Source organism: sulfur-oxidizing endosymbiont of Gigantopelta aegis, assembly GCF_016097415.1.
Taxonomy (GTDB): Bacteria; Pseudomonadota; Gammaproteobacteria; order GRL18; family GRL18; genus GRL18.
The window spans coordinates 3,941,661-3,967,161 of record NZ_JAEHGE010000001.1 but is presented as its reverse complement, the minus strand read 5'-3'; the positions used below and the strand labels follow the sequence as shown (position 1 = coordinate 3,967,161).

At 37.7% G+C, this 25,501-nt stretch carries 25 protein-coding genes and 7 pseudogenes; 16 read left to right on the top strand and 16 right to left on the bottom strand.

All coding sequences use genetic code 11. The features are described from left to right. The first annotated feature begins 15 nt into the window (after window positions 1-15). From accD to JEU79_RS20590, 6 genes are all read left to right on the top strand, one after another. Entirely contained in the window at window positions 16-870 is an 855-nt protein-coding gene (accD, locus tag JEU79_RS20615) for an acetyl-CoA carboxylase, carboxyltransferase subunit beta (RefSeq protein ID WP_198265579.1), read from the top strand. Between the two features lie 20 nt (window positions 871-890). Next, complete coding sequence (folC, locus tag JEU79_RS20610; protein ID WP_198265578.1) at window positions 891-2,288, top strand: bifunctional tetrahydrofolate synthase/dihydrofolate synthase; 1,398 nt, start codon at window positions 891-893, stop codon at window positions 2,286-2,288. Beyond that, window positions 2,285-2,956: an SPOR domain-containing protein gene (locus JEU79_RS20605; protein ID WP_198265577.1), complete on the top strand. Its 672-nt coding sequence runs from the start codon at window positions 2,285-2,287 to the stop codon at window positions 2,954-2,956. The genes folC and JEU79_RS20605 overlap by 4 nt, the downstream gene beginning before the upstream one ends. Before the next feature lie 95 nt (window positions 2,957-3,051). Further along, a complete protein-coding gene (locus JEU79_RS20600; protein ID WP_198265576.1) occupies window positions 3,052-3,549 on the top strand; it encodes a CvpA family protein in 498 nt (165 codons plus the stop codon). Between the two features lie 15 nt (window positions 3,550-3,564). Next, window positions 3,565-5,076 carry an amidophosphoribosyltransferase gene (gene purF, locus JEU79_RS20595; protein WP_198265575.1) on the top strand — a complete coding sequence of 504 codons (1,512 nt, stop codon included), beginning with the start codon at window positions 3,565-3,567 and terminating at the stop codon, window positions 5,074-5,076. A 235-nt stretch (window positions 5,077-5,311) separates the two neighbouring features. Continuing rightward, on the top strand, window positions 5,312-5,818 hold the full coding sequence (locus JEU79_RS20590; protein ID WP_198265574.1) for a hypothetical protein: 507 nt from the start codon (window positions 5,312-5,314) through the stop codon (window positions 5,816-5,818). A gap of 215 nt (window positions 5,819-6,033) precedes the next feature. Here the strand turns inward: JEU79_RS20590 and JEU79_RS28950 are convergent. The 6 genes and pseudogenes from JEU79_RS28950 to JEU79_RS26975 form a co-directional block, all read right to left on the bottom strand. After that, window positions 6,034-7,124, bottom strand: a pseudogene (locus JEU79_RS28950) (IS3 family transposase); the annotation flags it as partial. Between the two features lie 68 nt (window positions 7,125-7,192). Then, window positions 7,193-7,622, bottom strand: a pseudogene (locus JEU79_RS20565) (transposase); the annotation flags it as partial. 398 nt (window positions 7,623-8,020) lie between these two features. Beyond that, window positions 8,021-9,181 (bottom strand): annotated as a pseudogene (locus tag JEU79_RS20560) (IS3 family transposase). Between the two features lie 68 nt (window positions 9,182-9,249). Continuing rightward, a pseudogene (locus tag JEU79_RS20550) lies at window positions 9,250-9,673 on the bottom strand (transposase); the annotation flags it as partial. 405 nt (window positions 9,674-10,078) lie between these two features. Then, complete coding sequence (locus JEU79_RS20545; protein ID WP_198263029.1) at window positions 10,079-10,942, bottom strand: IS3 family transposase; 864 nt, start codon at window positions 10,940-10,942, stop codon at window positions 10,079-10,081. Next, window positions 10,920-11,240 (bottom strand): transposase, encoded by a 321-nt coding sequence (locus JEU79_RS26975; protein ID WP_198263033.1) that lies wholly within the window; start codon window positions 11,238-11,240, stop codon window positions 10,920-10,922. Before JEU79_RS26975 ends, JEU79_RS20545 begins: the two co-directional genes overlap by 23 nt. 132 nt (window positions 11,241-11,372) lie before the next feature. Between JEU79_RS26975 and JEU79_RS20540 the strand changes: the two genes are divergently transcribed. Then, window positions 11,373-11,801 carry a DUF1631 family protein gene (locus JEU79_RS20540; protein ID WP_198265572.1) on the top strand — a complete coding sequence of 143 codons (429 nt, stop codon included), beginning with the start codon at window positions 11,373-11,375 and terminating at the stop codon, window positions 11,799-11,801. A gap of 104 nt (window positions 11,802-11,905) precedes the next feature. On the opposite strand, the gene JEU79_RS26970 is transcribed toward JEU79_RS20540, so the two are convergent. The 4 genes and pseudogenes from JEU79_RS26970 to JEU79_RS26955 all read right to left on the bottom strand — a co-directional run. Further along, the gene (locus JEU79_RS26970) at window positions 11,906-12,607 is read right to left on the bottom strand and encodes an IS3 family transposase (protein ID WP_198264404.1); all 702 of its coding nucleotides are present in this window, start codon (window positions 12,605-12,607) and stop codon (window positions 11,906-11,908) included. A gap of 8 nt (window positions 12,608-12,615) precedes the next feature. Next, window positions 12,616-12,768, bottom strand: coding sequence for a hypothetical protein (locus JEU79_RS26965; RefSeq protein ID WP_246540433.1), 153 nt, complete (start codon window positions 12,766-12,768; stop codon window positions 12,616-12,618). After that, a complete protein-coding gene (locus tag JEU79_RS26960; protein WP_198263364.1) occupies window positions 12,746-12,901 on the bottom strand; it encodes a hypothetical protein in 156 nt (51 codons plus the stop codon). Before JEU79_RS26960 ends, JEU79_RS26965 begins: the two co-directional genes overlap by 23 nt. Beyond that, window positions 12,898-12,978: pseudogene (locus tag JEU79_RS26955) on the bottom strand (hypothetical protein); the annotation flags it as partial. The pseudogene JEU79_RS26955 and the gene JEU79_RS26960, both read right to left, overlap by 4 nt. A gap of 414 nt (window positions 12,979-13,392) precedes the next feature. Here JEU79_RS26955 and JEU79_RS28945 point away from each other — a divergent pair. The 7 genes and pseudogenes from JEU79_RS28945 to JEU79_RS27770 all read left to right on the top strand — a co-directional run. Then, window positions 13,393-13,599, top strand: a pseudogene (locus JEU79_RS28945) (transposase); the annotation flags it as partial. A 107-nt stretch (window positions 13,600-13,706) separates the two neighbouring features. Next, on the top strand, window positions 13,707-13,871 hold the full coding sequence (locus tag JEU79_RS20525; RefSeq protein ID WP_198265571.1) for a hypothetical protein: 165 nt from the start codon (window positions 13,707-13,709) through the stop codon (window positions 13,869-13,871). Window positions 13,872-13,964: 93 nt separating this feature from the next. After that, complete coding sequence (locus JEU79_RS20520; protein ID WP_198265570.1) at window positions 13,965-14,168, top strand: hypothetical protein; 204 nt, start codon at window positions 13,965-13,967, stop codon at window positions 14,166-14,168. A 63-nt stretch (window positions 14,169-14,231) separates the two neighbouring features. Further along, on the top strand, window positions 14,232-14,552 hold the full coding sequence (locus JEU79_RS26950; protein WP_198263033.1) for a transposase: 321 nt from the start codon (window positions 14,232-14,234) through the stop codon (window positions 14,550-14,552). Between the two features lie 30 nt (window positions 14,553-14,582). Further along, window positions 14,583-15,392, top strand: coding sequence for an IS3 family transposase (locus JEU79_RS20515; protein WP_198263365.1), 810 nt, complete (start codon window positions 14,583-14,585; stop codon window positions 15,390-15,392). Between the two features lie 309 nt (window positions 15,393-15,701). Next, a pseudogene (locus tag JEU79_RS27775) lies at window positions 15,702-16,253 on the top strand (DUF1631 family protein); the annotation flags it as partial. Further along, a complete protein-coding gene (locus JEU79_RS27770) occupies window positions 16,239-18,137 on the top strand; it encodes an EAL domain-containing protein (protein ID WP_343075018.1) in 1,899 nt (632 codons plus the stop codon). The pseudogene JEU79_RS27775 and the gene JEU79_RS27770, both read left to right, overlap by 15 nt. Before the next feature lie 28 nt (window positions 18,138-18,165). On the opposite strand, the gene JEU79_RS20505 is transcribed toward JEU79_RS27770, so the two are convergent. The 3 genes from JEU79_RS20505 to hpnD all read right to left on the bottom strand — a co-directional run bounded on the left by JEU79_RS20505 (window position 18,166) and on the right by hpnD (window position 21,229). Next, window positions 18,166-18,909 (bottom strand): YciK family oxidoreductase, encoded by a 744-nt coding sequence (locus tag JEU79_RS20505; RefSeq protein WP_198265568.1) that lies wholly within the window; start codon window positions 18,907-18,909, stop codon window positions 18,166-18,168. A 73-nt stretch (window positions 18,910-18,982) separates the two neighbouring features. Continuing rightward, window positions 18,983-20,362, bottom strand: a complete 1,380-nt coding sequence (gene hpnE, locus JEU79_RS20500) for a hydroxysqualene dehydroxylase HpnE (protein ID WP_198265567.1) — start codon at window positions 20,360-20,362, stop codon at window positions 18,983-18,985. Between the two features lie 6 nt (window positions 20,363-20,368). Continuing rightward, on the bottom strand, window positions 20,369-21,229 hold the full coding sequence (hpnD, locus tag JEU79_RS20495) for a presqualene diphosphate synthase HpnD (RefSeq protein ID WP_198265566.1): 861 nt from the start codon (window positions 21,227-21,229) through the stop codon (window positions 20,369-20,371). A gap of 233 nt (window positions 21,230-21,462) precedes the next feature. Between hpnD and JEU79_RS20490 the strand changes: the two genes are divergently transcribed. Next, entirely contained in the window at window positions 21,463-21,732 is a 270-nt protein-coding gene (locus JEU79_RS20490) for a hypothetical protein (protein WP_198265565.1), read from the top strand. Here JEU79_RS20490 and JEU79_RS20485 read toward each other — a convergent pair. Then, a complete protein-coding gene (locus JEU79_RS20485) occupies window positions 21,726-23,366 on the bottom strand; it encodes an RNA-binding domain-containing protein (RefSeq protein WP_198265564.1) in 1,641 nt (546 codons plus the stop codon). The two genes, JEU79_RS20490 and JEU79_RS20485, sit on opposite strands and share 7 nt — an antisense overlap. Before the next feature lie 133 nt (window positions 23,367-23,499). Next, entirely contained in the window at window positions 23,500-24,414 is a 915-nt protein-coding gene (hpnC, locus tag JEU79_RS20480) for a squalene synthase HpnC (protein ID WP_198265563.1), read from the bottom strand. Window positions 24,415-24,608: 194 nt separating this feature from the next. Between hpnC and JEU79_RS20475 the strand changes: the two genes are divergently transcribed. Further along, on the top strand, window positions 24,609-24,827 hold the full coding sequence (locus JEU79_RS20475) for a hypothetical protein (RefSeq protein ID WP_198265562.1): 219 nt from the start codon (window positions 24,609-24,611) through the stop codon (window positions 24,825-24,827). On the opposite strand, the gene gph is transcribed toward JEU79_RS20475, so the two are convergent. Further along, entirely contained in the window at window positions 24,824-25,477 is a 654-nt protein-coding gene (gene gph, locus JEU79_RS20470) for a phosphoglycolate phosphatase (protein ID WP_198265561.1), read from the bottom strand. The genes JEU79_RS20475 and gph overlap by 4 nt on opposite strands. Window positions 25,478-25,501: the final 24 nt, after the last annotated feature.

The window sequence follows — 25,501 nt, the reverse complement described above, 5'->3', positions numbered from 1 at the left end:
ATACGAGAAATAAATATGAATTGGTTTACCCGTTTATTGCCATCCATTAGTACCGATGGTGCATCTAAAAAAGGCGTACCTGAAGGCTTATGGGACAAGTGTCCTGCTTGTAGTGCTGTTTTGTATCGAGTAGAGCTGGAACGCAATCAGGAAGTTTGCCCTAAATGTGAACATCATATGCGCATCAGAGCCAGAAAACGCCTGGAAAACTTATTTGATGATGGTTCTATTGTGGAGTTATCAAATAATCTTGAACCCGTGGACGAACTTAAATTTAAAGATTCTAAAAAATACAAAGATCGAATCATTACCGCTCAAAAAGCCACGGGTGAGAAAGATGCGCTCATCACGATGGAAGGTAAAATCAATGATTTTCCTTTAGTGGTTGCTGCCTTTGAATTTCGTTTTATGGGTGGTTCAATGGGTGCTGTTGTCGGTGAAAAATTTGTCCGTGCGGTGAATGTTTGTATCGAAAAAGAGTTACCCTTTGTGTGTTTTTCTGCCAGTGGTGGCGCAAGAATGCAAGAAGCCTTGTTTTCCTTAATGCAAATGGCCAAAACCAGTGCTGCCTTAGGTAAAATGCGTAAGCGTGGTCTACCATTTATCTCTGTGATGACCGATCCGACGATGGGTGGGGTGTCTGCCAGCTTTGCCACCTTGGGTGATATCAATATGGCAGAGCCAAATGCCTTGATTGGTTTTGCTGGACCACGTGTGATCGAGCAGACAGTACGTGAGAAATTGCCGGAAGGTTTTCAACGCAGTGAGTTTTTGTTGGAACACGGTGCCATTGACATGATCGTGCCCCGCCTGGAAATGGGGGATAAGCTGGTCAATCTTTTATCCATGTTGATGAATAAACGCGCCTGATTGGTCTGACAAATTAGTCTATGTCTAAATCCCTTCAAGACTGGCTTGACTGGCAGGAAACCTTACATCCCTCAGAAATCGATCTGGGTTTGCAACGTGTTGCTCAGGTCTTGCAGCGATTATTGCCAGAGTGCTCTTTGTCACCCGCTTCAGTTGCATCGATTTCATTTAAGTTACCTTATACTATTATCACCGTGGCAGGCACCAATGGTAAAGGTTCAACTGTTGCCATGTTGGAAGCCATTTTAACCGAGTCCGGCTATAAGGTTGGCAGTTATACTTCTCCGCATTTATTGCGTTATAACGAACGCATCAAAATCAAGCAAAATCCTGTCAATGATAGCCAACTTTGTCAATCCTTTGAGCGTATTGATCAAGCCAGAGAGTCATTATCATTAACCTACTTTGAATTTGGCACTTTGGCTGCCATTGATATTTTTTATCAGCAATCATGTGATATTGTTATTTTAGAAGTCGGTCTGGGCGGGCGCTTAGATGCAGTGAATATTGTTGATGCTGATGTGGCCCTAGTAACAACAGTCGATATTGATCATCAGGATTGGCTTGGTTCGGATCGTGATAGCATTGGTATTGAAAAAGCAGGTATTTATCGTCACGATAAGCCGGCAATTTATGGTGATAGTGATTGCCCAGATAGCATTAAGACGATTGTTGCCACACAGCAATTGAATTTTTATCAATACGGCGAAGATTATTATTATGAAGAAAAAAACAATCAATGGAATTGGTTAAGCAATGATAAGGATGGCGTTTTTCAGACTCGCTACAATTTACCTTTGCCCAATTTAATGGGCAATATTCAATTAAAAAATGCCACTAATGTGTTGATAGCATTAGAGCTTGTAAAGTCTAACTTTCCGGTGAGCCAGGCTGAAATTAAACGCGGTTTACAAAGTGTGCAGTTGGCAGGACGCTTTCAAATTTATTCAACTGAGCCTACGATTATTCTTGATGTGGCACATAATGTCCAGGCAACTCAGGCGCTTAAGAAATCACTTGAGCAATTAACACAAAAATCTGGAAAGCTACATGTGATTGTCGGCATGTTAAAAGATAAAGAAGTATCAGATGTGCTTGCTGTGCTTGCTCCCTTGGTTGCAAGTTGGCGTCTGATCGACCTGGATAGCCCTAGAGCAATGCCAGCAAAAGAGATGCATGATTTACTCTGCAATGATATATTGGCGAAGAGCAAGAGTGACTCAGATGAGCAAGACAGAGTAAAAATAGACTGTTTTTCCAATTTCACCACAGCGTATCAGGATTTTATGACTAATAAGCTGATGTTTAATTCAATCGATAAATTACTCATCTTTGGTTCTTTTTTTACTGTAACAGATGCCTTAAAGGTATTAGACCTTAATGGTATTATAAAACAAGGGAATACCGAAAATCTATGAGTGATGAACCAGTGGTCAATATTAAACAACGTATAATTGGGGCTTTAGTATTGGTTTCTATTGGTGTTATTTTAATTCCTATGCTATTAAATGGAGGACTGTTAAATCAGGAGCTGACGGGTAATATAGCCACAAAGAACGACTTTAAACAGATGATAACTGATGATAATATTCCTGAAATGCCTAAAGCACTGAATAAGGTTTTGCCAAAAGTCCCCGAACCTATGCTGATGCCTGCGGCAAAAAGAATAAGTGCCTATCCTGAACGTGCGGTGAAAGAGGATATTGTAGAGCTTGAAAATACTAAGAAAGAGAAACCTACTGTAAAAGCTATAGCGAAACCTAAAGTCATATCTATATCTAAAGTCACAACGAAACCTACATCAACGCCAAAGTATAAAAAAGTTGAAAAGCCCAGCAGCAAAACCATTGAAAGTGCATTTACGCTACAGATTGCAAGCTTTGGTGTAAAAAATAATGCCGATGCATTAAAAAAGAAATTAAGAAAAAAAGGCTTTAAATCCTATATTGAGGTGATAAAGATGGCCAATGGTAAAATTTATCGCTTAAGAGTGGGCCCTTATTTACGCTTTAAAGAAATTGCCTCGATAAAAAAACAAATTGAAAAGCAATTTAAACTAAAAGAGTCGGTTATTGTTAAATATTGATATAACCTAGTAAAATCATCATCTGACGTGATAAAATACCGTACTTATTTGTGGCGTCTTTCATAAATTTATCAAACATGAGATTAGAATAATAAGTGTCACTTATCTGGCCTGATTATATTATTATAGCGATCATTGCTGTATCGACTGTGATTAGTTTGCTGCGTGGTTTTGTGCGCGAGTCACTGGCATTGGCTGGCTGGATATTAGCGGTATGGGTGAGCCTGTTTTATATGGCCTCTATGGCTGTTTTTATTGCACCCTACTTAAATTTGCCCCCTTCAATTCTATCACTGGTTTCTTTTGCACTATTATTCATTGTCACCTTGATTATTGCCGCTTTGGTAAGTAACCTTATAGCATCACTGGTCGATAAAACCGGTTTGTCAGGTACGGACAGAGCAATTGGAATGTTGTTCGGGATTGCCCGTGGTATTCTAATCGTTGGTATTTTAATTTTATTGGCTGGTTTTACATTAGTTCCACAAGATCCTTGGTGGAAAGAGTCTGTTCTAATCTCCCATTTTCAACAACTTGCGCTGATGATGAAGGAATTTCTTCCTCCCCATATCGCTGCAAAACTTCATTATTAGTTAGGTATATAACTTATGTGTGGCATTATTGGTATAGTTGCAAAAAGCAATGTCAACCAGGATCTCTATGATGGTTTAACGGTTCTTCAACATAGAGGGCAAGATGCTGCAGGAATCGTAACCTACGATGATAAGCGCTTGCATTTACGCAAGGGCAATGGCCTCGTTAAAGACGTGTTTTCTACTAATGATATGTTACGCCTACAGGGTAATATGGGCATAGGGCATGTACGTTATCCTACCGCAGGCAGTTCTTCCTCCGCAGAAGCACAGCCTTTGTATGTCAACTCACCCTATGGCATTGCTTTGGCACATAATGGTAACTTAACCAATGCCAACGAATTAAAAGAAGAAATCTATAATCAGGATCTCAGACATTTGAATACCGATTCTGATTCTGAAGTATTACTCAATGTATTTGCCCATGAAATTCAAACCTCACATAAGCTCCGCGTCAATGAAGAAGATGTGTTCAAGGCTATTTCAGCCGTACATAAACGCTGTCGTGGTGCGTATGCCAGTGTCGTAATGATTACGGGTTATGGTATTGTCGGTTTTCGTGATCCCAATGGTATCAGACCGGTTGTTTATGGTAAAAGAGAAACTGCGGCGGGAACCGAATACTGCATTGCCTCAGAAAGTGTGTCCTTAGATGTTCAGGGCTTTGAATTGATTAATGATATTAGGCCGGGAGAAGCGGTGATTATTACTGCCGAAGGTCAGGTTTATACTCGTCAATGTGCCGATAATCCACAATATTCACCTTGTATTTTTGAACATGTTTATTTTGCCCGTCCGGATTCAATTATGGACAATATTTCTGTCTATAAAGCACGCTTAAGAATGGGTGAAAAGCTAGCTAAAAAAATATTAAAAACATATCCTGAACATGACATTGATGTGGTGATGCCAATTCCTGACACCAGTCGTTCTTCGGCACTTGAGCTTGCCAATTCATTGGGTGTTCGTTATAGAGAAGGCTTCATTAAAAACCGTTATATTGGCCGTACCTTTATTATGCCCGGGCAAAAACAAAGAAAAAGTTCGGTAAAACAAAAGCTCAATGCCATGGAGCTTGAATTTAAAGGCAGAAATGTTTTATTGGTTGATGATTCTATTGTACGTGGTACAACATCAAGCCAGATTGTAAAAATGGCACGTGAAGCAGGAGCCAAGAAGGTCTATTTTGCTTCGGCATCACCGGCCGTTAAATACCCAAATGTTTATGGGATTGATATGCCATCGCCGCAAGAATTTGTTGCTCATGAACGGAGTCTTGAAGAAATTGCTCAGGAAATCGGTGCTGATTGGTTAATTTATCAAGACTTGGAAGATTTAATTCAATCATGCCATCGTGGTAATAAAAATATTACTCACTTTGATTGTTCGGTCTTTAATGGGCAATATGTGACAGGTGATATTGACCAGAATTATCTTAATGATATCAATCAACGTCGTAATGACAATGCCATGCAAAATAATTTAGAAAGAGAAAATGAAATTCTCGATATTCATAATACTAAATAGGCTGTTATTTAAAAAAAACCGGCTATACTTAACAAATAAGATAAATAGAAGGTCTGTGTGCCTATTTATACTTGAGTTATAAGCCTGTGCTTAAAAAAATGATAAATCAGGCTGTCCGATACCGTATTATTGTATATTTTGAGGTCGTTTATCATTGTCACAGCATAAATTTCTTCGATCACCCATAAGACTTAATGCCACTGTTTCAAACGCTATGGGACAGAAGTGGGATTTTGTGATAAAAGATTTTGCTTATGATGGTTTGCATTTAAGTTGGTTGAGTCAGCATGCAATGCCAGAGAGTCTTGCTGTCAATGATAGGCTAACAATCACATTTACTACAGATTTACTCTCAGACACTTCACTCGCTAATCACTTAGAAACAAACGCTCAAGCAAATTCTCAGTTTTCCCTTGAAGTTAAAGTAGCTCAAGTCAATGAAGACGGCCTTGATGTGCTTATTTTTAATCAGGCTCTTGATGCGCTTACGGAAATAAGTATAAAGCAGCAATCAGAGGAGACCTCAAGTCCTCATCAGCATCTGACTCAAAGCAACCTTAATATCTTTGACTCTGTAAAAACTTGTTTTACCATGAAGATGTCTACGATGTTAGATAAATTTTTGCCTGTCGCTCATGATGCATTATTTGTTCAAGCAGACCAATCATCAAGTAATACCGAACTGATGTGTCAACACTTTTCCGGACAGTTTTCTAAATATTTTTTTGGCTGTTTCAAGTGATTTTTGTCATTTTGTATTTCCTATCATTTTAGTTTCTCATGTTAACTTTAAATAGATGAAGAGAAAGGGCTTTGCCCTCTGGAACGATAGAGCCGTTCCATTCACCCAAGGTATTTTCACAACGGTAATGATCCTGTTACAATATCTTCACGGCACAGGCTGAGGAGCCGATGGCCGTCAACGGTAATGGGCGGCATTTATGTCGCCTTTACCCCCCGATTATAAAATACCTCAATATATTCAAATATTGCCTGCTTTGCTTCTACTCTGGTTTTGAATCGACAATGGTGCGTCAATTCAGTTTTCAAACTATGAAAGAAGCTCTCTGATACAGCATTGTCCCAGCAATTTCCTTTGCGGCTCATAGACTGAATTATGTTATGATCCGACAATATTTTTCTATGACTATCAGAGGCATATTGGCTACCTCGGTCAGTATGCCAAAGCAATCCATCCATTGGTTTACGCTTCCATATGGCCATCAGTAAAGCATCATTGACTAGCTTGGCTTTCATTCGCTCATCCATCGACCAGCCAACAATTTGCCTAGAGAATAAGTCAATGACAACCGCTAAATATAACCAGCCTTCCTTGGTGGCAATATAGGTAATATCACCCACATAGTAGCGATCAGGTTGAGAGACAGTAAACTCTCTTTCCAGTAAATTTGGAGATATACGCTTATTATGCTTGGAATTAGTCGTCGCTTTAAAGCGTCTCTTCGTTTTACAAAACAAACCGGCTTTTTCATTAATCGACCAATTCTCCGGCGGCTTATATGAACGCCTTTTTCAGCCAGTTTTCTTTTAAGACGACGGGTTCCATAAGTCTTGCGACTGTCTTCAAACAGTTTTTTAGCTGCTCAGTAAGCGCTTCATTTTCTTTCTCTCTATCCGTTTTAGGAGAGCTAACCCAATCATAATAGCAACTACGGGAAACATCCATAAAACGGCACAGAATCGTTACCGGGTAATCTTTAGCCTGATCAGTTATCCATGCGTACTTCACAAAGTTTCCCTTGCAAAGTACGCTGTGGCCTTTTTAATAAATCACGCTCCTGAATCACTTTTGCCAATTCTTTTTTCAGACGTTTTACTTCATCATAAATGTGTTCATCACTTCTATTGGCTACCGTCTTCACCGGTTTGGAATATTTACTGATCCAGGTATGTAGAGTATTTACATTAACACCTAGCTCCCTGGCAGTCTGAGAAACGGGTTGATCCGTCTCATTAGCTAATTTGACAGCTGATTCTTTAAATTCTGATGTATAGCTTTTATTCGGTTTTTTTGTTTGATCATTCATTTTAGGTCACACTTTTTATCTTTTAGTTATTTTAAGTTGTGTGTCCGGTTAAGTATAGCCACATTATCATTTTCTTTCTCTCTATCCGTTTTAGGAGAGCTAACCCAATCATAATAGCAACTACGGGAAACATCCATAAAACGGCACAGAATCGTTACCGGGTAATCTTTAGCCTGATCAGTTATCCATGCGTACTTCACAAAGTTTCCCTTGCAAAGTACGCTGTGGCCTTTTTAATAAATCACGCTCCTGAATCACTTTTGCCAATTCTTTTTTCAGACGTTTTACTTCATCATAAATGTGTTCATCACTTCTATTGGCTACCGTCTTCACCGGTTTGGAATATTTACTGATCCAGGTATGTAGAGTATTTACATTAACACCTAGCTCCCTGGCAGTCTGAGAAACGGGTTGATCCGTCTCATTAGCTAATTTGACAGCTGATTCTTTAAATTCTGATGTATAGCTTTTATTCGGTTTTTTTGTTTGATCATTCATTTTAGGTCACACTTTTTATTTTTTAGTTATTTTAAGTTGTGTGTCCGGTTAAGTATAGCCACATTATATAGGTTTTATTTGTACCTTGTTGCTTCATATTCATACGTATGATGTGTCAACACTTTTCCGGACAGTTTTCTAAATATTTTTTGGCTGTTTCAAGTGATTTTTGTCATTTTGTATTTCCTATCATTTTAGTTTCTCATGTTAACTTTAAACAGATGAAGAGAAAGGGCTTTGCCCTCTGGAACGATAGAGCCGTTCCATTCACCCAAGGTATTTTCACAACGGTAATGATCCTGTTACAATATCTTCACGGCACAGGCTGAGGAGCCGATGGCCGTCAACGGTAATGGGCGGCATTTATGTCGCCTTTTACCCCTCTTCAATCAATCGATTTAAGCTATTTCCTGCTGTATTTCATAATCGACTGGTGACAAATAATCATTAGCCGAATGAAGTCGCTCCCGATTATAAAATACCTCAATATATTCAAATATTGCCTGCTTTGCTTCTACTCTGGTTTTGAATCGACAATGGTGCGTCAATTCAGTTTTCAAACTATGAAAGAAGCTCTCTGATACAGCATTGTCCCAGCAATTTCCTTTGCGGCTCATAGACTGAATTATGTTATGATCCGACAATATTTTTCTATGACTATCAGAGGCATATTGGCTACCTCGGTCAGTATGCCAAAGCAATCCATCCATTGGTTTACGCTTCCATATGGCCATCAGTAAAGCATCATTGACTAGCTTGGCTTTCATTCGCTCATCCATCGACCAGCCAACAATTTGCCTAGAGAATAAGTCAATGACAACCGCTAAATATAACCAGCCTTCCTTGGTGGCAATATAGGTAATATCACCCACATAGTAGCGATCAGGTTGAGAGACAGTAAACTCTCTTTCCAGTAAATTTGGAGATATACGCTTATTATGCTTGGAATTAGTCGTCGCTTTAAAGCGTCTCTTCGTTTTACAAAACAAACCGGCTTTTTTCATTAATCGACCAATTCTCCGGCGGCTTATATGAACGCCTTTTTCAGCCAGTTTTCTTTTAAGACGACGGGTTCCATAAGTCTTGCGACTGTCTTCAAACAGTTTTTTAGCTGCTCAGTAAGCGCTTCATTTTCTTTCTCTCTATCCGTTTTAGGAGAGCTAACCCAATCATAATAGCAACTACGGGAAACATCCATAAAACGGCACAGAATCGTTACCGGGTAATCTTTAGCCTGATCAGTTATCCATGCGTACTTCACAAAGTTTCCCTTGCAAAGTACGCTGTGGCCTTTTTAATAAATCACGCTCCTGAATCACTTTTGCCAATTCTTTTTTCAGACGTTTTACTTCATCATAAATGTGTTCATCACTTCTATTGGCTACCGTCTTCACCGGTTTGGAATATTTACTGATCCAGGTATGTAGAGTATTTACATTAACACCTAGCTCCCTGGCAGTCTGAGAAACAGGTTGATCCGTCTCATTAGCTAATTTGACAGCTGATTCTTTAAATTCTGATGTATAGCTTTTATTCGGTTTTTTTGTTTGATCATTCATTTTAGGTCACACTTTTTATCTTTTAGTTATTTTAAGTTGTGTGTCCGGTTAAGTATAGCCACATTATCATTTTCTTTCTCTCTATCCGTTTTAGGAGAGCTAACCCAATCATAATAGCAACTACGGGAAACATCCATAAAACGGCACAGAATCGTTACCGGGTAATCTTTAGCCTGATCAGTTATCCATGCGTACTTCACAAAGTTTCCCTTGCAAAGTACGCTGTGGCCTTTTTAATAAATCACGCTCCTGAATCACTTTTGCCAATTCTTTTTTCAGACGTTTTACTTCATCATAAATGTGTTCATCACTTCTATTGGCTACCGTCTTCACCGGTTTGGAATATTTACTGATCCAGGTATGTAGAGTATTTACATTAACACCTAGCTCCCTGGCAGTCTGAGAAACGGGTTGATCCGTCTCATTAGCTAATTTGACAGCTGATTCTTTAAATTCTGATGTATAGCTTTTATTCGGTTTTTTTTGTTTGATCATTCATTTTAGGTCACACTTTTTATTTTTTAGTTATTTTAAGTTGTGTGTCCGGTTAAGTATAGCCACATTATATAGGTTTTATTTGTACCTTGTTGCTTCATATTCATACGTATGATGTGTCAACACTTTTCCGGACAGTTTTCTAAATATTTTTTGGCTGTTTCAAGTGATTTTTGTCATTTTGTATTTCCTATCATTTTAGTTTCTCATGTTAACTTTAAACAGATGAAGAGAAAGGGCTTTGCCCTCTGGAACGATAGAGCCGTTCCATTCACCCAAGGTATTTTCACAACGGTAATGATCCTGTTACAATATCTTCACGGCACAGGCTGAGGAGCCGATGGCCGTCAACGGTAATGGGCGGCATTTATGTCGCCTTTTACCCCTCTTCAATCAATCGATTTAAGCTATTTCCTGCTGTATTTCATAATCGACTGGTGACAAATAATCATTAGCCGAATGAAGTCGCTCCCGATTATAAAATACCTCAATATATTCAAATATTGCCTGCTTTGCTTCTACTCTGGTTTTGAATCGACAATGGTGCGTCAATTCAGTTTTCAAACTATGAAAGAAGCTCTCTGATACAGCATTGTCCCAGCAATTTCCTTTGCGGCTCATAGACTGAATTATGTTATGATCCGACAATATTTTTCTATGACTATCAGAGGCATATTGGCTACCTCGGTCAGTATGCCAAAGCAATCCATCCATTGGTTTACGCTTCCATATGGCCATCAGTAAAGCATCATTGACTAGCTTGGCTTTCATTCGCTCATCCATCGACCAGCCAACAATTTGCCTAGAGAATAAGTCAATGACAACCGCTAAATATAACCAGCCTTCCTTGGTGGCAATATAGGTAATATCACCCACATAGTAGCGATCAGGTTGAGAGACAGTAAACTCTCTTTCCAGTAAATTTGGAGATATACGCTTATTATGCTTGGAATTAGTCGTCGCTTTAAAGCGTCTCTTCGTTTTACAAAACAAACCGGCTTTTTTCATTAATCGACCAATTCTCCGGCGGCTTATATGAACGCCTTTTTCAGCCAGTTTTCTTTTTAAGACGACGGGTTCCATAAGTCTTGCGACTGTCTTCAAACAGTTTTTTAGCTGCTCAGTAAGCGCTTCATTTTCTTTCTCTCTATCCGTTTTAGGAGAGCTAACCCAATCATAATAGCAACTACGGGAAACATCCATAAAACGGCACAGAATCGTTACCGGGTAATCTTTAGCCTGATCAGTTATCCATGCGTACTTCACAAAGTTTCCCTTGCAAAGTACGCTGTGGCCTTTTTAATAAATCACGCTCCTGAATCACTTTTGCCAATTCTTTTTTCAGACGTTTTACTTCATCATAAATGTGTTCATCACTTCTATTGGCTACCGTCTTCACCGGTTTGGAATATTTACTGATCCAGGTATGTAGAGTATTTACATTAACACCTAGCTCCCTGGCAGTCTGAGAAACGGGTTGATCCGTCTCATTAGCTAATTTGACAGCTGATTCTTTAAATTCTGATGTATAGCTTTTATTCGGTTTTTTTGTTTGATCATTCATTTTAGGTCACACTTTTTATCTTTTAGTTATTTTAAGTTGTGTGTCCGGTTAAGTATAGCCACATTAAACAATCTCTTTTCTTTGATGCAATTAATACCCTGAATAAAGAAAAAATACCCTTAAAAATCATTTTTGAGACTATTAGAAAAGAATATTAATTCTTTTAATCAACGTAATCAGGATATCAATGAAAATCTTAATGAACTAGAACTTATTGACCAGAATGAATTTGAAAGTTGGTTGGCGGTCAATCAATTGATAGTTAATGTCTCACCCAATTATGAAAAAGAATTGTTAGAGATTGAAACACGCGTAAAAAAAATATTGATTGATCAACAGTCAACGAATGATTCTATCACCTCATCTACGATGATTAATCCTTTCTCTCCAGAAATTATTTTTAATAGTTTTAGTGAAGCGATTCATGATCATTTTATAAATAATGATGTGTTGTTAATTCTTTATCATCAATTTGAAAAAGTGGTAGATAATTGCTTGTTTGATGTTTATAAAGAAATTAATCAAATTGATGTGTCAACACTTTTCCGGACAGTTTTCTAAATATTTTTTGGCTGTTTCAAGTGATTTTTGTCATTTTGTATTTCCTATCATTTTAGTTTCTCATGTTAACTTTAAACAGATGAAGAGAAAGGGCTTTTGCCCTCTTAAGCTATTTCCTGCTGTATTTCATAATCGACTGGTGACAAATAATCATTAGCCGAATGAAGTCGCTCCCGATTATAAAATACCTCAATATATTCAAATATTGCCTGCTTTGCTTCTACTCTGGTTTTGAATCGACAATGGTGCGTCAATTCAGTTTTCAAACTATGAAAGAAGCTCTCTGATACAGCATTGTCCCAGCAATTTCCTTTGCGGCTCATAGACTGAATTATGTTATGATCCGACAATATTTTTCTATGACTATCAGAGGCATATTGGCTACCTCGGTCAGTATGCCAAAGCAATCCATCCATTGGTTTACGCTTCCATATGGCCATCAGTAAAGCATCATTGACTAGCTTGGCTTTCATTCGCTCATCCATCGACCAGCCAACAATTTGCCTAGAGAATAAGTCAATGACAACCGCTAAATATAACCAGCCTTCCTTGGTGGCAATATAGGTAATATCACCCACATAGTAGCGATCAGGTTGAGAGACAGTAAACTCTCTTTCCAGTAAATTTGGAGATATACGCTTATTATGCTTGGAATTAGTCGTCGCTTTAAAGCGTCTCTTCGTTTTACAAAACAAACCGGCTTTTTTCATTAATCGACCAATTCTCCGGCGGCTTATATGAACGCCTTTTTCAGCCAGTTTTCTTTTTAAGACGACGGGTTCCATAAGTCTTGCGACTGTCTTCAAACAGTTTTTTAGCTGCTCAGTAAGCGCTTCATTTTTCTTTCTCTATCCGTTTTAGGAGAGCTAACCCAATCATAATAGCAACTACGGGAAACATCCATAAAACGGCACAGAATCGTTACCGGGTAATCTTTAGCCTGATCAGTTATCCATGCGTACTTCACAAAGTTTCCCTTGCAAAGTACGCTGTGGCCTTTTTAATAAATCACGCTCCTGAATCACTTTTGCCAATTCTTTTTTCAGACGTTTTACTTCATCATAAATGTGTTCATCACTTCTATTGGCTACCGTCTTCACCGGTTTGATTTACTGATCCAGGTATGTAGAGTATTTACATTAACACCTAGCTCCCTGGCAGTCTGAGAAACAGGTTGATCCGTCTCATTAGCTAATTTGACAGCTGATTCTTTAAATTCTGATGTATAGCTTTTATTCGGTTTTTTGTTTGATCATTCATTTTAGGTCACACTTTTTATCTTTTAGTTATTTTAAGTTGTGTGTCCGGTTAAGTATAGCCACATTAAATATTCATTGATAATAATATTTTACCGCTCATTAAAGAAAATAAATTTAAAGTAAGAAAAGAGGCTAAGTCTCAAGCAGGCTCTATACTTCAAACTAATGCGAGCAAGCCCAGCTTATTAGAAAATAATAATCCTATTGCCTCCATTGGCTTCAATGAAAGTTCACAAACAATAACACCGCGAAGTGAAAATTATTTAAATAACTATAGCAATATAATGTGGCTCTAAAATGAATGATCAAACAAAAAACCGAATAAAAGCTATACATCAGAATTTAAAGAATCAGCTGTCAAATTAGCTAATGAGACGGATCAACCCGTTTCTCAGACTGCCAGGGAGCTAGGTGTTAATGTAAATACTCTACATACCTGGATCAGTAAATATTCCAAACCGGTGAAGACGGTAGCCAATAGAAGTGATGAACACATTTATGATGAAGTAAAACGTCTGAAAAAGAATTGGCAAAAGTGATTCAGGAGCGTGATTTATTAAAAAGGCCACAGCGTACTTTGCAAGGGAAACTTTGTGAAGTACGCATGGATAACTGATCAGGCTAAAGATTACCCGGTAACGATTCTGTGCCGTTTTATGGATGTTTCCGTAGTTGCTATTATGATTGGGTTAGCTCTCCTAAAACGGATAGAGAGAAAGAAAATGAAGCGCTTACTGAGCAGCTAAAAAAACTGTTTGAAGACAGTCGCAAGACTTATGGAACCCGTCTCAACCTGATCGCTCACACCTAGCTGAAATAAACACAATTCAAAATAACATTAATTTACAACCCGTTTATCAGACCTTAAAAGAACTCCTGTTGATAGAGCATGAACAGGATAAAAATGGGGGGTAATGTTGCAGAAGGTTTTTATGAATCGAGCGATTATAAAAATCAATTAAATTTATTGATTGCTGATTTAACCAAGATACAACAACAACAGGCTAGAGATATCAATGAAAACGGCATAGTAGCCTTTGATATTGATGCACTAATTAATAACCATATTAATATTGCTGTTTTTTCAGACGGACTAATTAAAGAATAATGTGGCTATACTTAACCGGACACACAACTTAAAATAACTAAAAGATAAAAAGTGTGACCTAAAATGAATGATCAAACAAAAAAACCGAATAAAAGCTATACATCAGAATTTAAAGAATCAGCTGTCAAATTAGCTAATGAGACGGATCAACCTGTTTCTCAGACTGCCAGGGAGCTAGGTGTTAATGTAAATACTCTACATACCTGGATCAGTAAATATTCCAAACCGGTGAAGACGGTAGCCAATAGAAGTGATGAACACATTTATGATGAAGTAAAACGTCTGAAAAAAGAATTGGCAAAAGTGATTCAGGAGCGTGATTTATTAAAAAGGCCACAGCGTACTTTGCAAGGGAAACTTTGTGAAGTACGCATGGATAACTGATCAGGCTAAAGATTACCCGGTAACGATTCTGTGCCGTTTTATGGATGTTTCCGTAGTTGCTATTATGATTGGGTTAGCTCTCCTAAAACGGATAGAGAGAAAGAAAATGAAGCGCTTACTGAGCAGCTAAAAAACTGTTTGAAGACAGTCGCAAGACTTATGGAACCCGTCGTCTTAAAAAGAAAACTGGCTGAAAAAGGCGTTCATATAAGCCGCCGGAGAATTGGTCGATTAATGAAAAAAGCCGGTTTGTTTTGTAAAACGAAGAGACGCTTTAAAGCGACGACTAATTCCAAGCATAATAAGCGTATATCTCCAAATTTACTGGAAAGAGAGTTTACTGTCTCTCAACCTGATCGCTACTATGTGGGTGATATTACCTATATTGCCACCAAGGAAGGCTGGTTATATTTAGCGGTTGTCATTGACTTATTCTCTAGGCAAATTGTTGGCTGGTCGATGGATGAGCGAATGAAAGCCAAGCTAGTCAATGATGCTTTACTGATGGCCATATGGAAGCGTAAACCAATGGATGGATTGCTTTGGCATACTGACCGAGGTAGCCAATATGCCTCTGATAGTCATAGAAAAATATTGTCGGATCATAACATAATTCAGTCTATGAGCCGCAAAGGAAATTGCTGGGACAATGCTGTATCAGAGAGCTTCTTTCATAGTTTGAAAACTGAATTGACGCACCATTGTCGATTCAAAACCAGAGTAGAAGCAAAGCAGGCAATATTTGAATATATTGAGGTGTTTTATAATCGGGAGCGACTTCATTCGGCTAATGATTATTTGTCACCAGTCGATTATGAAATACAGCAGGAAATAGCTTAAATCGATTGATTGAAGAGGGGTAAAAGGCGACATAAATGCCGCCCATTACCGTTGACGGCCATCGGCTCCTCAGCCTGTGCCGTGAAGATATTGTAACAGGATCATTACCGTTGTGAAAATACCTTGGGTGAATGGAACGGCTCTATCGTTCCAGAGGGCAAAGCCCTTTCTCTTCATCTGTTTAAAGTTAACATGAGAAACTAAAATGATAGGAAATACAAAATGACAAAAATCACTTGAAACAGCCAAAAAAATATTTAGAAAACTGTCCGGAAAAGTGTTGACACATCAGAATTTGAATATACCCTTGATGTGATTAAACGTTTATTTGCTTCGATTGAAAATGACTATTGGCTGAGTGATCCTGCAAAAAAATTATTATCCTTATTACAAATTCCTTTTTTAAAAGTTTCATTACGACATAAGGATTTTTTTGAGTCATGGTCAAATCCAGCACGTATTCTTATTAATAAATTAGCTATGGTACATCTGGAAAATGATACTAATAATTTTTACCGAAAAACCCACTCATTCATTATTTTTATTCTAAAAAACTATAATGATGATTTGAGTGTCTTTGCTAAAGTAGAAAAAGTGTTAAGTGAACTATTGCAAATTCAGTCAGATAAATTTAAGAAAAACATTAAGAAAGTTATAAAACAATGGCATGCTCAACAAGTTGTTACTACAGAAATGGCCAATCGTTTATCAGGGCAAATGATGCCTTTGGTAATAGCAGATTTTATCAGTGAACAATGGTTTTCTATTTTAGTTTCTACGTATTTGAAATACGGTAAAGAGAGCCATCGGTGGCGTCAGAATTGGCAAGCGCTAGATATTTTAATTATGACGATGACTAAGGAAGTCAATGATGAGCTCATTGATAAAGAGGCTGTTTTATTTATTGTTAAACAGGCATTAAAAGAAAGCACGACTATCAGTAGAGAGAATAGGAATAAAACATTACATGGTATAGCCTCCTTTTTAGATCATGGACTTTTTGATGATGAAGTTGCTTATGATTATGAGGATATTATCAAGCTATTAATTAATGGCTATTCATTGGCTGACAAGCAAGCAATTATTGGCTTAAATAAAGAAAACGCTGATCCTTTGTTTGTTGCTAATCGTGCCATAGCAATGCGAATGAATATCAATGATTTTGTTTTGTTTAAACAGTCAAATCAGTCAATATTAAAATCAATTCGCATACAATTGACTTGGATGAGTGATGCCCGTAATGTTTTTGTGTTTACAGATAAAGCAGGCAAGCAGCATGCTGTGTTCAATCTAAATGAAGTAGTCAGTATGTTAAGTAATGGTCAATTATCACAAACACGTGATTATGACTTACCTATTTTAGAGCGAAGCTTATACAATATTTTGGGTGATGTACATGATGATATGGCAAAAGAAAGTACGCTTGATGATGTATCAGGCCTAATCAATCAAAAAGAATTTATTAGCAAAATGCATGAAATGTTTGATCAGCGGAGTCAATTAGAAGTAGGTGCTAATAATTCTGCCTGTGTTATTTGTCATATTGATATTGATCAATTTAGTTTAATCAATGATACTTGCGGTTATGAAGCCGGTGATTATTATATTTCACAAATATCACAAATTATTAAACAAAATTTTGCTGAAAATGTGATTATTGCCCGCTATGGTATCGATGAATTTATTCTTTTGTTGCCAGAATACTCTCAAACCAAAGCACTGCAAATTGCTGAAGAAAAACGTTTGGCAATTAGTGAACATCATTTTAAATGGGATGAAAAAGAATTTGCTTTAACGGCCAGTATTGGCCTAGTTTCAATTACTGAAGAAAATGAAGTTGATGTTTATTTGAAGGCAGTCGTGACAGCAACCACCATCGCTAAAGAAATGGGGCGCAATCGAGTTCACTATATTGAATATGATGCGATTGAATTAAATCATCGTCAAGAACTACAAATCTGGGCTACAAAAATAGAGCAGATGGTTAATGACAATATGCTGGATATTCGCTGTCAACTATTACAACCATTGAATAATGAATCGCGTGAAATTAAATTAGTACAGCACTATGAAATGCTCTTATTAGTTAAGGATGACAATGATAAATTTATTCCGCCTGCTGAATTTATTGAAGCAGCAGAGCTTTACAATAAAATGGTTGACGTAGATCGCTGGGTAATTCGCTATGTGCTTGACTGGTTCAGTAAAAATCCAGAACAATTAGCCATGATGGGTGGAATTGCTATCAACTTATCCGGTCAAAGTCTTAATGATGTTAATTTTTATCCTTTTATTGTTGATATCTTTGCAGAATTTTCTGATATCCCTCATGACTTAATTTGTTTTGAAATCACAGAAACCATGGCTATTCATAATGTCAGTTATGCGACCAATATTATTCATTCAATAAAAGAAATGGGCTGTAAGTTTGCTTTGGATGACTTTGGTACAGGGCTCTCATCTTATGCTTACTTAAAGAATCTTCCTGTTGATTATCTGAAAATTGATGGGGTTTTTATTAAGGATATCGTCAATAATTCAGCTGATAGAGCCATGGTAAAATCCATTAATGAAATTGGTCATTTCTTAGGGATGAAAACCGTTGCAGAGTATGTAGAAAATGAAGAAATTGTAACGGTATTAGAAGAAATTGGTGTGGATTATGCGCAGGGTTATGGCGTTGAAAAACCCATATTAATTTCTGAGTTTATGGCGATAAAAAATGGCCTTGAAACAAGGCCATAATAATAGCTTTTTATTGATATAAGCGCCTTTATGGCTGTGCGCAAATAATTTGCCCATTCACGGCTTTGCTATCATCACCCATCAGATACAGATAACTATTCATAATATCATCAGGCTTGGCAATGGTATTGGGGTCTTCACCCGGAAATGCTTTTGAACGCATGGTTGATGTCACTTTGCCCGGATTAATACTATTGAAGCGAATATTGGTGTTTACTTCCATTTCATCGGCAAGAATTTGCATGAGATTATCGCCAGCAGCCTTACTGATGCCATAAGCCCCCCAATAGGCCTTACCTTTTATACCCACATCATCAGTGGTAAAAACAACTGAGGCATTAGCTGATTTTTCCAGCAATGGCAAGCTCATACGCGTTAGCATATAGGGGGCATTCAAATTCACTTGCATTACTTTGCCCCAATGTTCCATATCATATTGAGCAATCGGCATTAATGAACCTAATAAGGCAGCATTATGTAAAATACCATCTAAACGCCCAAATTCTTTATCCAATGTGACTTGCATATCTTCATAGTCTTTACCCGTCGCACCTTCAAGGTTCATGGGGTAGATAGCAGGCTGAGGTCCATTTTCCTGCTCAATTTCATCGTAAACGACTTCAAGTTTGTCTATGGTTTTACCCAATAAGATAACGGTAGCGCCAAAGCTTGCAAACGTTTTTGCGGCAACTTTACCTATCCCATCACCCGCACCGGTCACCAGAATAATACGATCTTTTAATAAATGTGCAGGAGCAGAGTAGTTATGCATTGAAAAATCCTCAGTGGATAAAATTAAAATTCGTATAAATAAGGTGAGTTGATAGGACTATACATTTAATATTTTAGCGATATTTAGCACTAGGGTAAAGCGACAACATGATTTTATTTGCTGCTGACTGACCACTTCGAATGGCACTCTCTAAAGTTGCGGGATAATGTGTATTGGTATAATCACCCGCAAGATATAAACCTGCAATGTGAGTTTCATTGTCAGGTCGCTGATTTTCAATGCCAACGACACAGCTAAAGGTGGCTTTTTTTTCAATAATAACTTGTGAGCTAATGAGTTCAGGCAAATTAGCTAGACAGAGCTTCAATTCTTGATGAACTAGAGCAATGAGAGCTTCATTTGCAAGACTTTCATGTTTACCTGAGGCACTGATCACGATGGCAAATAAACCCGCTTGATTGCATAAACGTCGATCAATAGCCCATTGTATTGTGGTATTAAAGAAGCCAACCATTGTGCTAGGCAATTCTGTATCGGGAGGGTATTGTAGATAGACTGTGCAAATAGGCTCATAATTAAATTTTAGAGAGGCATGACCAGGTATTAGAATGTTTTGTTGACTAATGGGCGATTGTGCATTTATTAGCGTATTAGTGATATGTGCTGGCGTGGCTAAAATTAAAGTATGACAAGAATATTGCTGCTTTGACGTAGTGACTATCAAGGATTGATACTTTGTGGGGGAAAATTGTAAGACTTTTTCCGTGTATTTAATTTCCCCATTATGTTTCTTAATAAAATCAATTGCTGGTGAAGTAAAAAGAGTACTAAGATTATTTTTAAGAAAAATGAGACTGGAATCACTTTGCTTATGGCTAAAACTATCTTTCAAAACATTCAGAAAAACCTGGGCTGAAGCATATTGAATAGGCGTATTTAAAGAGGCGAGGCATAGTGGCTCCCATAATGCCGCAATGACTTTTTCTGATTGAGCATACTGTTTTAGCAGTTGCAGCACACTGATGTCGTATTTGAGTTTATAGCGTTTTATGGCAAGCATCAATGCCATTTTTATTAAGGATAGTCGTTCAGAAAAGCTAACGCCCTGCATGAACATTAAACCTGACAATAAATGCAAAGGGGAGGGTAGGGAAGCGGCTTTTAAATGAATATACGGGTGTTTAGACGGTTGCTTTTTTGAAGTATACATGGCTAATTGCAATGCTTCATGCTGTAACTGTATATCGGTATTAACACCAATGAGTTTGAACAGTGCTAACGTTGAATGATATGCCCCCAGCATTATATGCTGACCATTATCAAGTGTTTGCCTGGGTAAAAAGTGTTTAAATTGTACGCCTCTTGCTCGACCGCCAGCTTGTTGTGCCGATTCAAGAATACAAACGTGATATCCCTGTTCTGCTAAAGTGATTGCACAGGCAAGCCCACTCCAACCCGCGCCGACGATAATGATATCGTGGGTATTTTTCATACTAAATCAGGATTTAAGTGATTGTGCATGTTTGTACTCACGACGAGCGGTTGTCCAAGCTATCCAAAGCTTTTTTAATTTATTAATACTGACGCGTTTCTTTAACACCGGAAAATGCTTAGTTTGAATCTTTTTCAGCAGTGCATAATAAATTTCCGCCATAATAATGCCTGTTCTTTGGGAGAACCGATCCTTTTCATTTAGTTGGGAAAATGCTTTTTGATAATAATGCTGGGCGCGTTGTGCCTGATGGGCAAATAGTGCTAGTGTTTGGGGTGTATTCTCAGTATTTAGGAGCATTTCGGGCGTAACAGCAAATTCAGTCATTTCATCCTTAGGCAGGTAAACACGTCCTCTGAGAGCATCTTCTTTAACATCTCTCAATATATTAATCAGTTGCAAAGCAATGCCAAGATTTCGAGCGTATTCAGGTGTGGATTGACCTTTATAGCCAAGGATTTCAATGGTGAGCAAGCCAACGACACCCGCAGCACGATAACAATACACCGATAAATCTTCAAAATTGGCATATTGGGTATCATTTAAGTCCATTTCCATGCCACTAATGAGTTCCTGAAAATATTCTTCTTGCAGGGGAAAGTGTTTTAGACTGGTCTTTAGTGCCAGAGACACAGGGTGGCTGGGCTGATCATGAAAAAGATGATGAACTTCTTCACGCCACCATTGCAGTTTATTGGCGGCAATCATCGGTTCAGTGCATTCATCAACAATGTCATCGACGACTCGACAAAATGCGTATAAGGCTATCATCGCCTGGCGTTGAGTTTCATTTAGAAATAAAAAACTATAATAGAAACTGGAACCACTTTGTTGAGCTTTGTCTTGGCAATATTCGTCTGGGGTCATTTGAGTTTGAATTATTCTTTAAAATTAGGATAGATTCACAGTTTACGATAAAAAAATGTAGAATTTCTATCATGTTTCACATTACTTTAACGTAATTTGAACTATTATAAGATGTGAAAGCGCTGTTTAATAGGAAACAGATGTTTTTTCATCATTTTTAATGAAATAATACAAGAAATGCCGTCAGTTATATGTTTCCTGTGTGGTAAATAGTTATAAAGGAGCCAAAGTTGATGTCTGCTATTGATAAAGAAGTGAATTATTCTGTAGTTTTTATGGGAGAAATTGTCACGGGCTTTGAAAAAGATCAAGTTATAAAAAATCTTGAAAGTATTACCCGCCTTAGCAACGATGAAGTCGAAAAGAAATTCTTTGGTGATGTTCCAAGTCGTGTAGTAATCAAAAAAACCAATGATTTAGAGAAAGCACGTCGTTATCATGGAAAATTTTCCAGAGCAGGCATGGCTGTCGGTATTCAAATGGATTTTGAAGCGACTCAATAACGATTTCTAACGTATTTAAGCACTTTGCTCACGCTAAGTTGCACACTTGCAGGGCCGCTACGGATGTAAAAATCCTCACTGTTTTTATTGTATAAGAATGCCGGGCGATCAGCACGTTCACACTCAATGACCAAGATGGTCTTGCCTTCAATCTGATTGATAATAAGGTTGATAAAATTTGAAAACTCTAGGCCAATATGTTGGCTGAGTAGATTTTTAAAGTGCAAAAGTATTTTATCTTCATTATCAAAGTTGTCCACTTCTATCCCCAGTATATTCGAGTCATCATCGACACCAATTAATAAAATGCCTCCATGAGTATTCATAAAACCGACGATACCTTTTAACCAGGCGATTTCAATTTCTTTGCCATTTTTATTGGTTTTGAGGTTTCTGCGCATAGTGGATTTGAATTCTAGGGTTTCACTTTCACCTAATCTGAGCAAATGATAGATTTCATTGGTGAAATCTTGTGTTGATATACGTGTTTTGGGCACATCCTTGAGTTGATGAGCATACTTTTTGACTAATATATTGGCCATAATCACGGCAATGATCAGTAAAAACAGGATACCGGTGATAATAAAGCGTAGATTGTCATTGAGCACGGCAACTAAGTCTTTTTCTGGCACAATGACACCTGCGTAGATGGCATTACTATAAATATCCAGCACAAAGATTTTATACCACCAGCGTTTACCATTACGGCTAAAACTATGTGATTTATCTAATTTTCGTTGCTGTTTTAGCCAGTTGTTGACTGAATCAAATATGACATAGTTGCTTTCGCTACCGGGGATATACATACTGCCTTTTGAAGGAGTGCCTTTAATGTTTAGATGATTCCCTGGGGGTAATATGACTTCACCCTTGGGGCTGATGAGATAGGAGATATCATTGTCATCAACATGGACACTGGAAATTGCCTGAGCAATATCAGCGAAGGTGACATCAAAGGCTAGAATGTAGTCGATACTTTTGCCATTTTTGGTTTCACTTTTCCAATGTGTGACACCAGTGACTCCCGGTGTTTCCTGGGTATAAAAAGTATAGGGCGGCGTCCATTTGATGTGATTTTTTTTATTCGTTGTCAGTGCCAATTTAAACCAGGGACGTTGCTGGGGTTTATAGTTAGATTTTTCATGCCATTGCTTGATGAGTTTGTTATTACTATTCCAAAGTTGCCATAAAACTTTATCATCACCGTATTTGCTTGGACTGGTGTGTCTTGATAACCAATTATCGTCTTTGCGAGTGAAATAATACTCATCGCCTTCGGAGCTTGCCAAAATCACTGAGGCAATTTGCGGTAGGGTTTCCATGACAGGGATAAAGCGTTTATTAAAAACTTCATGCATTTCTGGGGTTAATGTTTCAAATTCAGCCCATTTTCGAGATAAAACTAAATTATTATTTATGGGTAAAAATAATTGATGACTCTTATCAACCACCAGCTTTTTGGCTGAAGTCATAATTGCCTGAGTAATATTTTCCTGAACTTGTTTTGAATAAAAATAGGAGAGGGCAATAAAAAATGAGATTAATAACAATACCAGTAGAGTAATATCTCGCGTTAAGCGTTTACGGACTGATGAGGTAGAGGATATTGTATTGGCTTGATCGATAGAGGGCATGGAATAATCATTTATTATTTAAATGTTGATTATTGTCTGTATTTACTGAGATAAACGCAAGTAAAATAATGATACTGAATGTTTTAAGGCTGTGAATGCTTTAAGGGTGTTAATGCTTTAAGGATGTACTCGTTTAAGGATTTGAAAATAAAGCCTGCCATAAAATCTTTAATTTATCTCGTCGAGTGAGTCGTGGACGAAGGTAAATGTTATTGGTATTTTGTTCAAGCTTATGCAGAATCAGTTTCCCGGCAAAAAAAATCATACGGATTTCAATGGCAAAACGCCCTTTGAGTGCGGTGCAAAGTGGAGCGCCTGAATGATAGAGTGTTTTGGCACGTTGAATTTGTAGTGTGAGTAATTGATGAGTATGTTCATTGTTAATTTGTTGACGCAGCTCATCAATACTGATCTGATGATCTTCTAACTCTTTGGTTGGTAAGTATAAGCGATCATTTTCTATTATATCTTGGGCGATATCTTGATAAAAATTAATGAGTTGCAGTCCCGTGCAAATAGCATCAGAATTTTTTAGATTTTCAGCCGTGGCGCTAGTATTTAAATGTAATAAAATACCCCCCACTGGATTGGCACTTAGGCGACAATAGTCGAGAATTTCATTAAAATCTGCATAACGTGTTGTCGTGACATCTTGTTTGAATGCTTGAATTAAATCAGCAAACAGCTGTACGGGGATAGTAAATTTATAAATAGTATCGGCTAAGGCTGTGAAAATGGGATTGTTGCTGGGATAGAAAAACAACTTAGAGGATTGTTGAGGCTTATTATTATGGTTTTCTATTGCTAGCTTGATTTGTTCCAGTTCCTTCTGATACTCATTTAATGCCTGTAAGCGTTCCTTGGGACTTTGATTGCCTTCATCGGCAAAATCATCAGCCGTACGGGCAAAGGCATAGACGGCAGAAACAGGCAGGCGTATTTTTTTATTGAGTAGCTTTGAAGCCACAGGAAAGTTTTCATAGTGACTGTGAGCCAGTGATAAACAATATTGATAGGCCTGTAGAATATTTTGCTCAGAACTTGGCATTGATCGACTATTTTATATAAAAAAGAAAGAATTAGGTTCACATCTTTAACTATTGTGTAATATACTCAGTCTACAAAGAATAATTATAAAGCGCAAAGTAATTTTTTATTTTGAACAATTTGTTCAATTTTAACTCAACTAAAGTTTAATCTGAGGCTTTTAAATAAGCGAAGATGTTTGAGGTATTTAGTGTTATGAAAGATTTATTATTAGGTTTATTGATTGGTGGCATAATCGGCCTATGGCTTGGTGTGAATTTAGGCAAGGATCAACCATTGATGACCAACCCATTTGCAGATAAAAGCAGTATGAAAGAATTTAGTGAAAAGTTTAACGAACTGCAAAAGGATGTGTCGAAAAAAAGTCAGGAAATGTATAATGATTCAAAGAAAGCAGTAGAAGACGCTTTTTAGCGATTAAGAAACGCTTCAACTTCTTTAGGGTGTGAAATCATTGCATCTGCGCCCCAATTTTCCGGTTTGTCTGTTGCCTCAATATAGCCAAATAAGGCTGTTAAAGTGAGCATTCCTGCAGCATTGCCAGCGATAATATCGCGTTCTGCATCCCCTATATAAATACACTCATCAGGCTCACAAGCCATTTCTTTACAAGCGTAAAATAGCGGTTCCGGATGGGGTTTTCTTTGTGCAGTCGTGTCGCCACTGACGATGGTTGCAGCGGATTGTGCATAGCCCATTTGTTGCATTAAGGGATCAGTGAGCCAGCCAGGCTTATTAGTAACAATTCCCCACGGTATATTTTTTTCTTTGAGTATTTCTAATAATGCTGTAATGCCATCAAAAACCCGTGTTAACTCAGCGATATTGGCTTCGTAAATAGCTAAAAATCGTTGTTTTAGCCTTTCAAAATCAATATGTTGCTCGTCAAAGTTAAAGCCAAGTTTGATAAGTGCGATACCACCGTGTGAGACAACAGGGCGGATGATTTCATAATTCAAAGGTGGCTTGCCTTCTTCGATTAAAACTTGATTCAAGGCGGCAGCCAAGTCAGGTGCGGTGTCGGCAAAGGTGCCATCTAAGTCAAATAGGACTGCTTTTATCATGGTTTTTTCTTAAAATTAGGAATC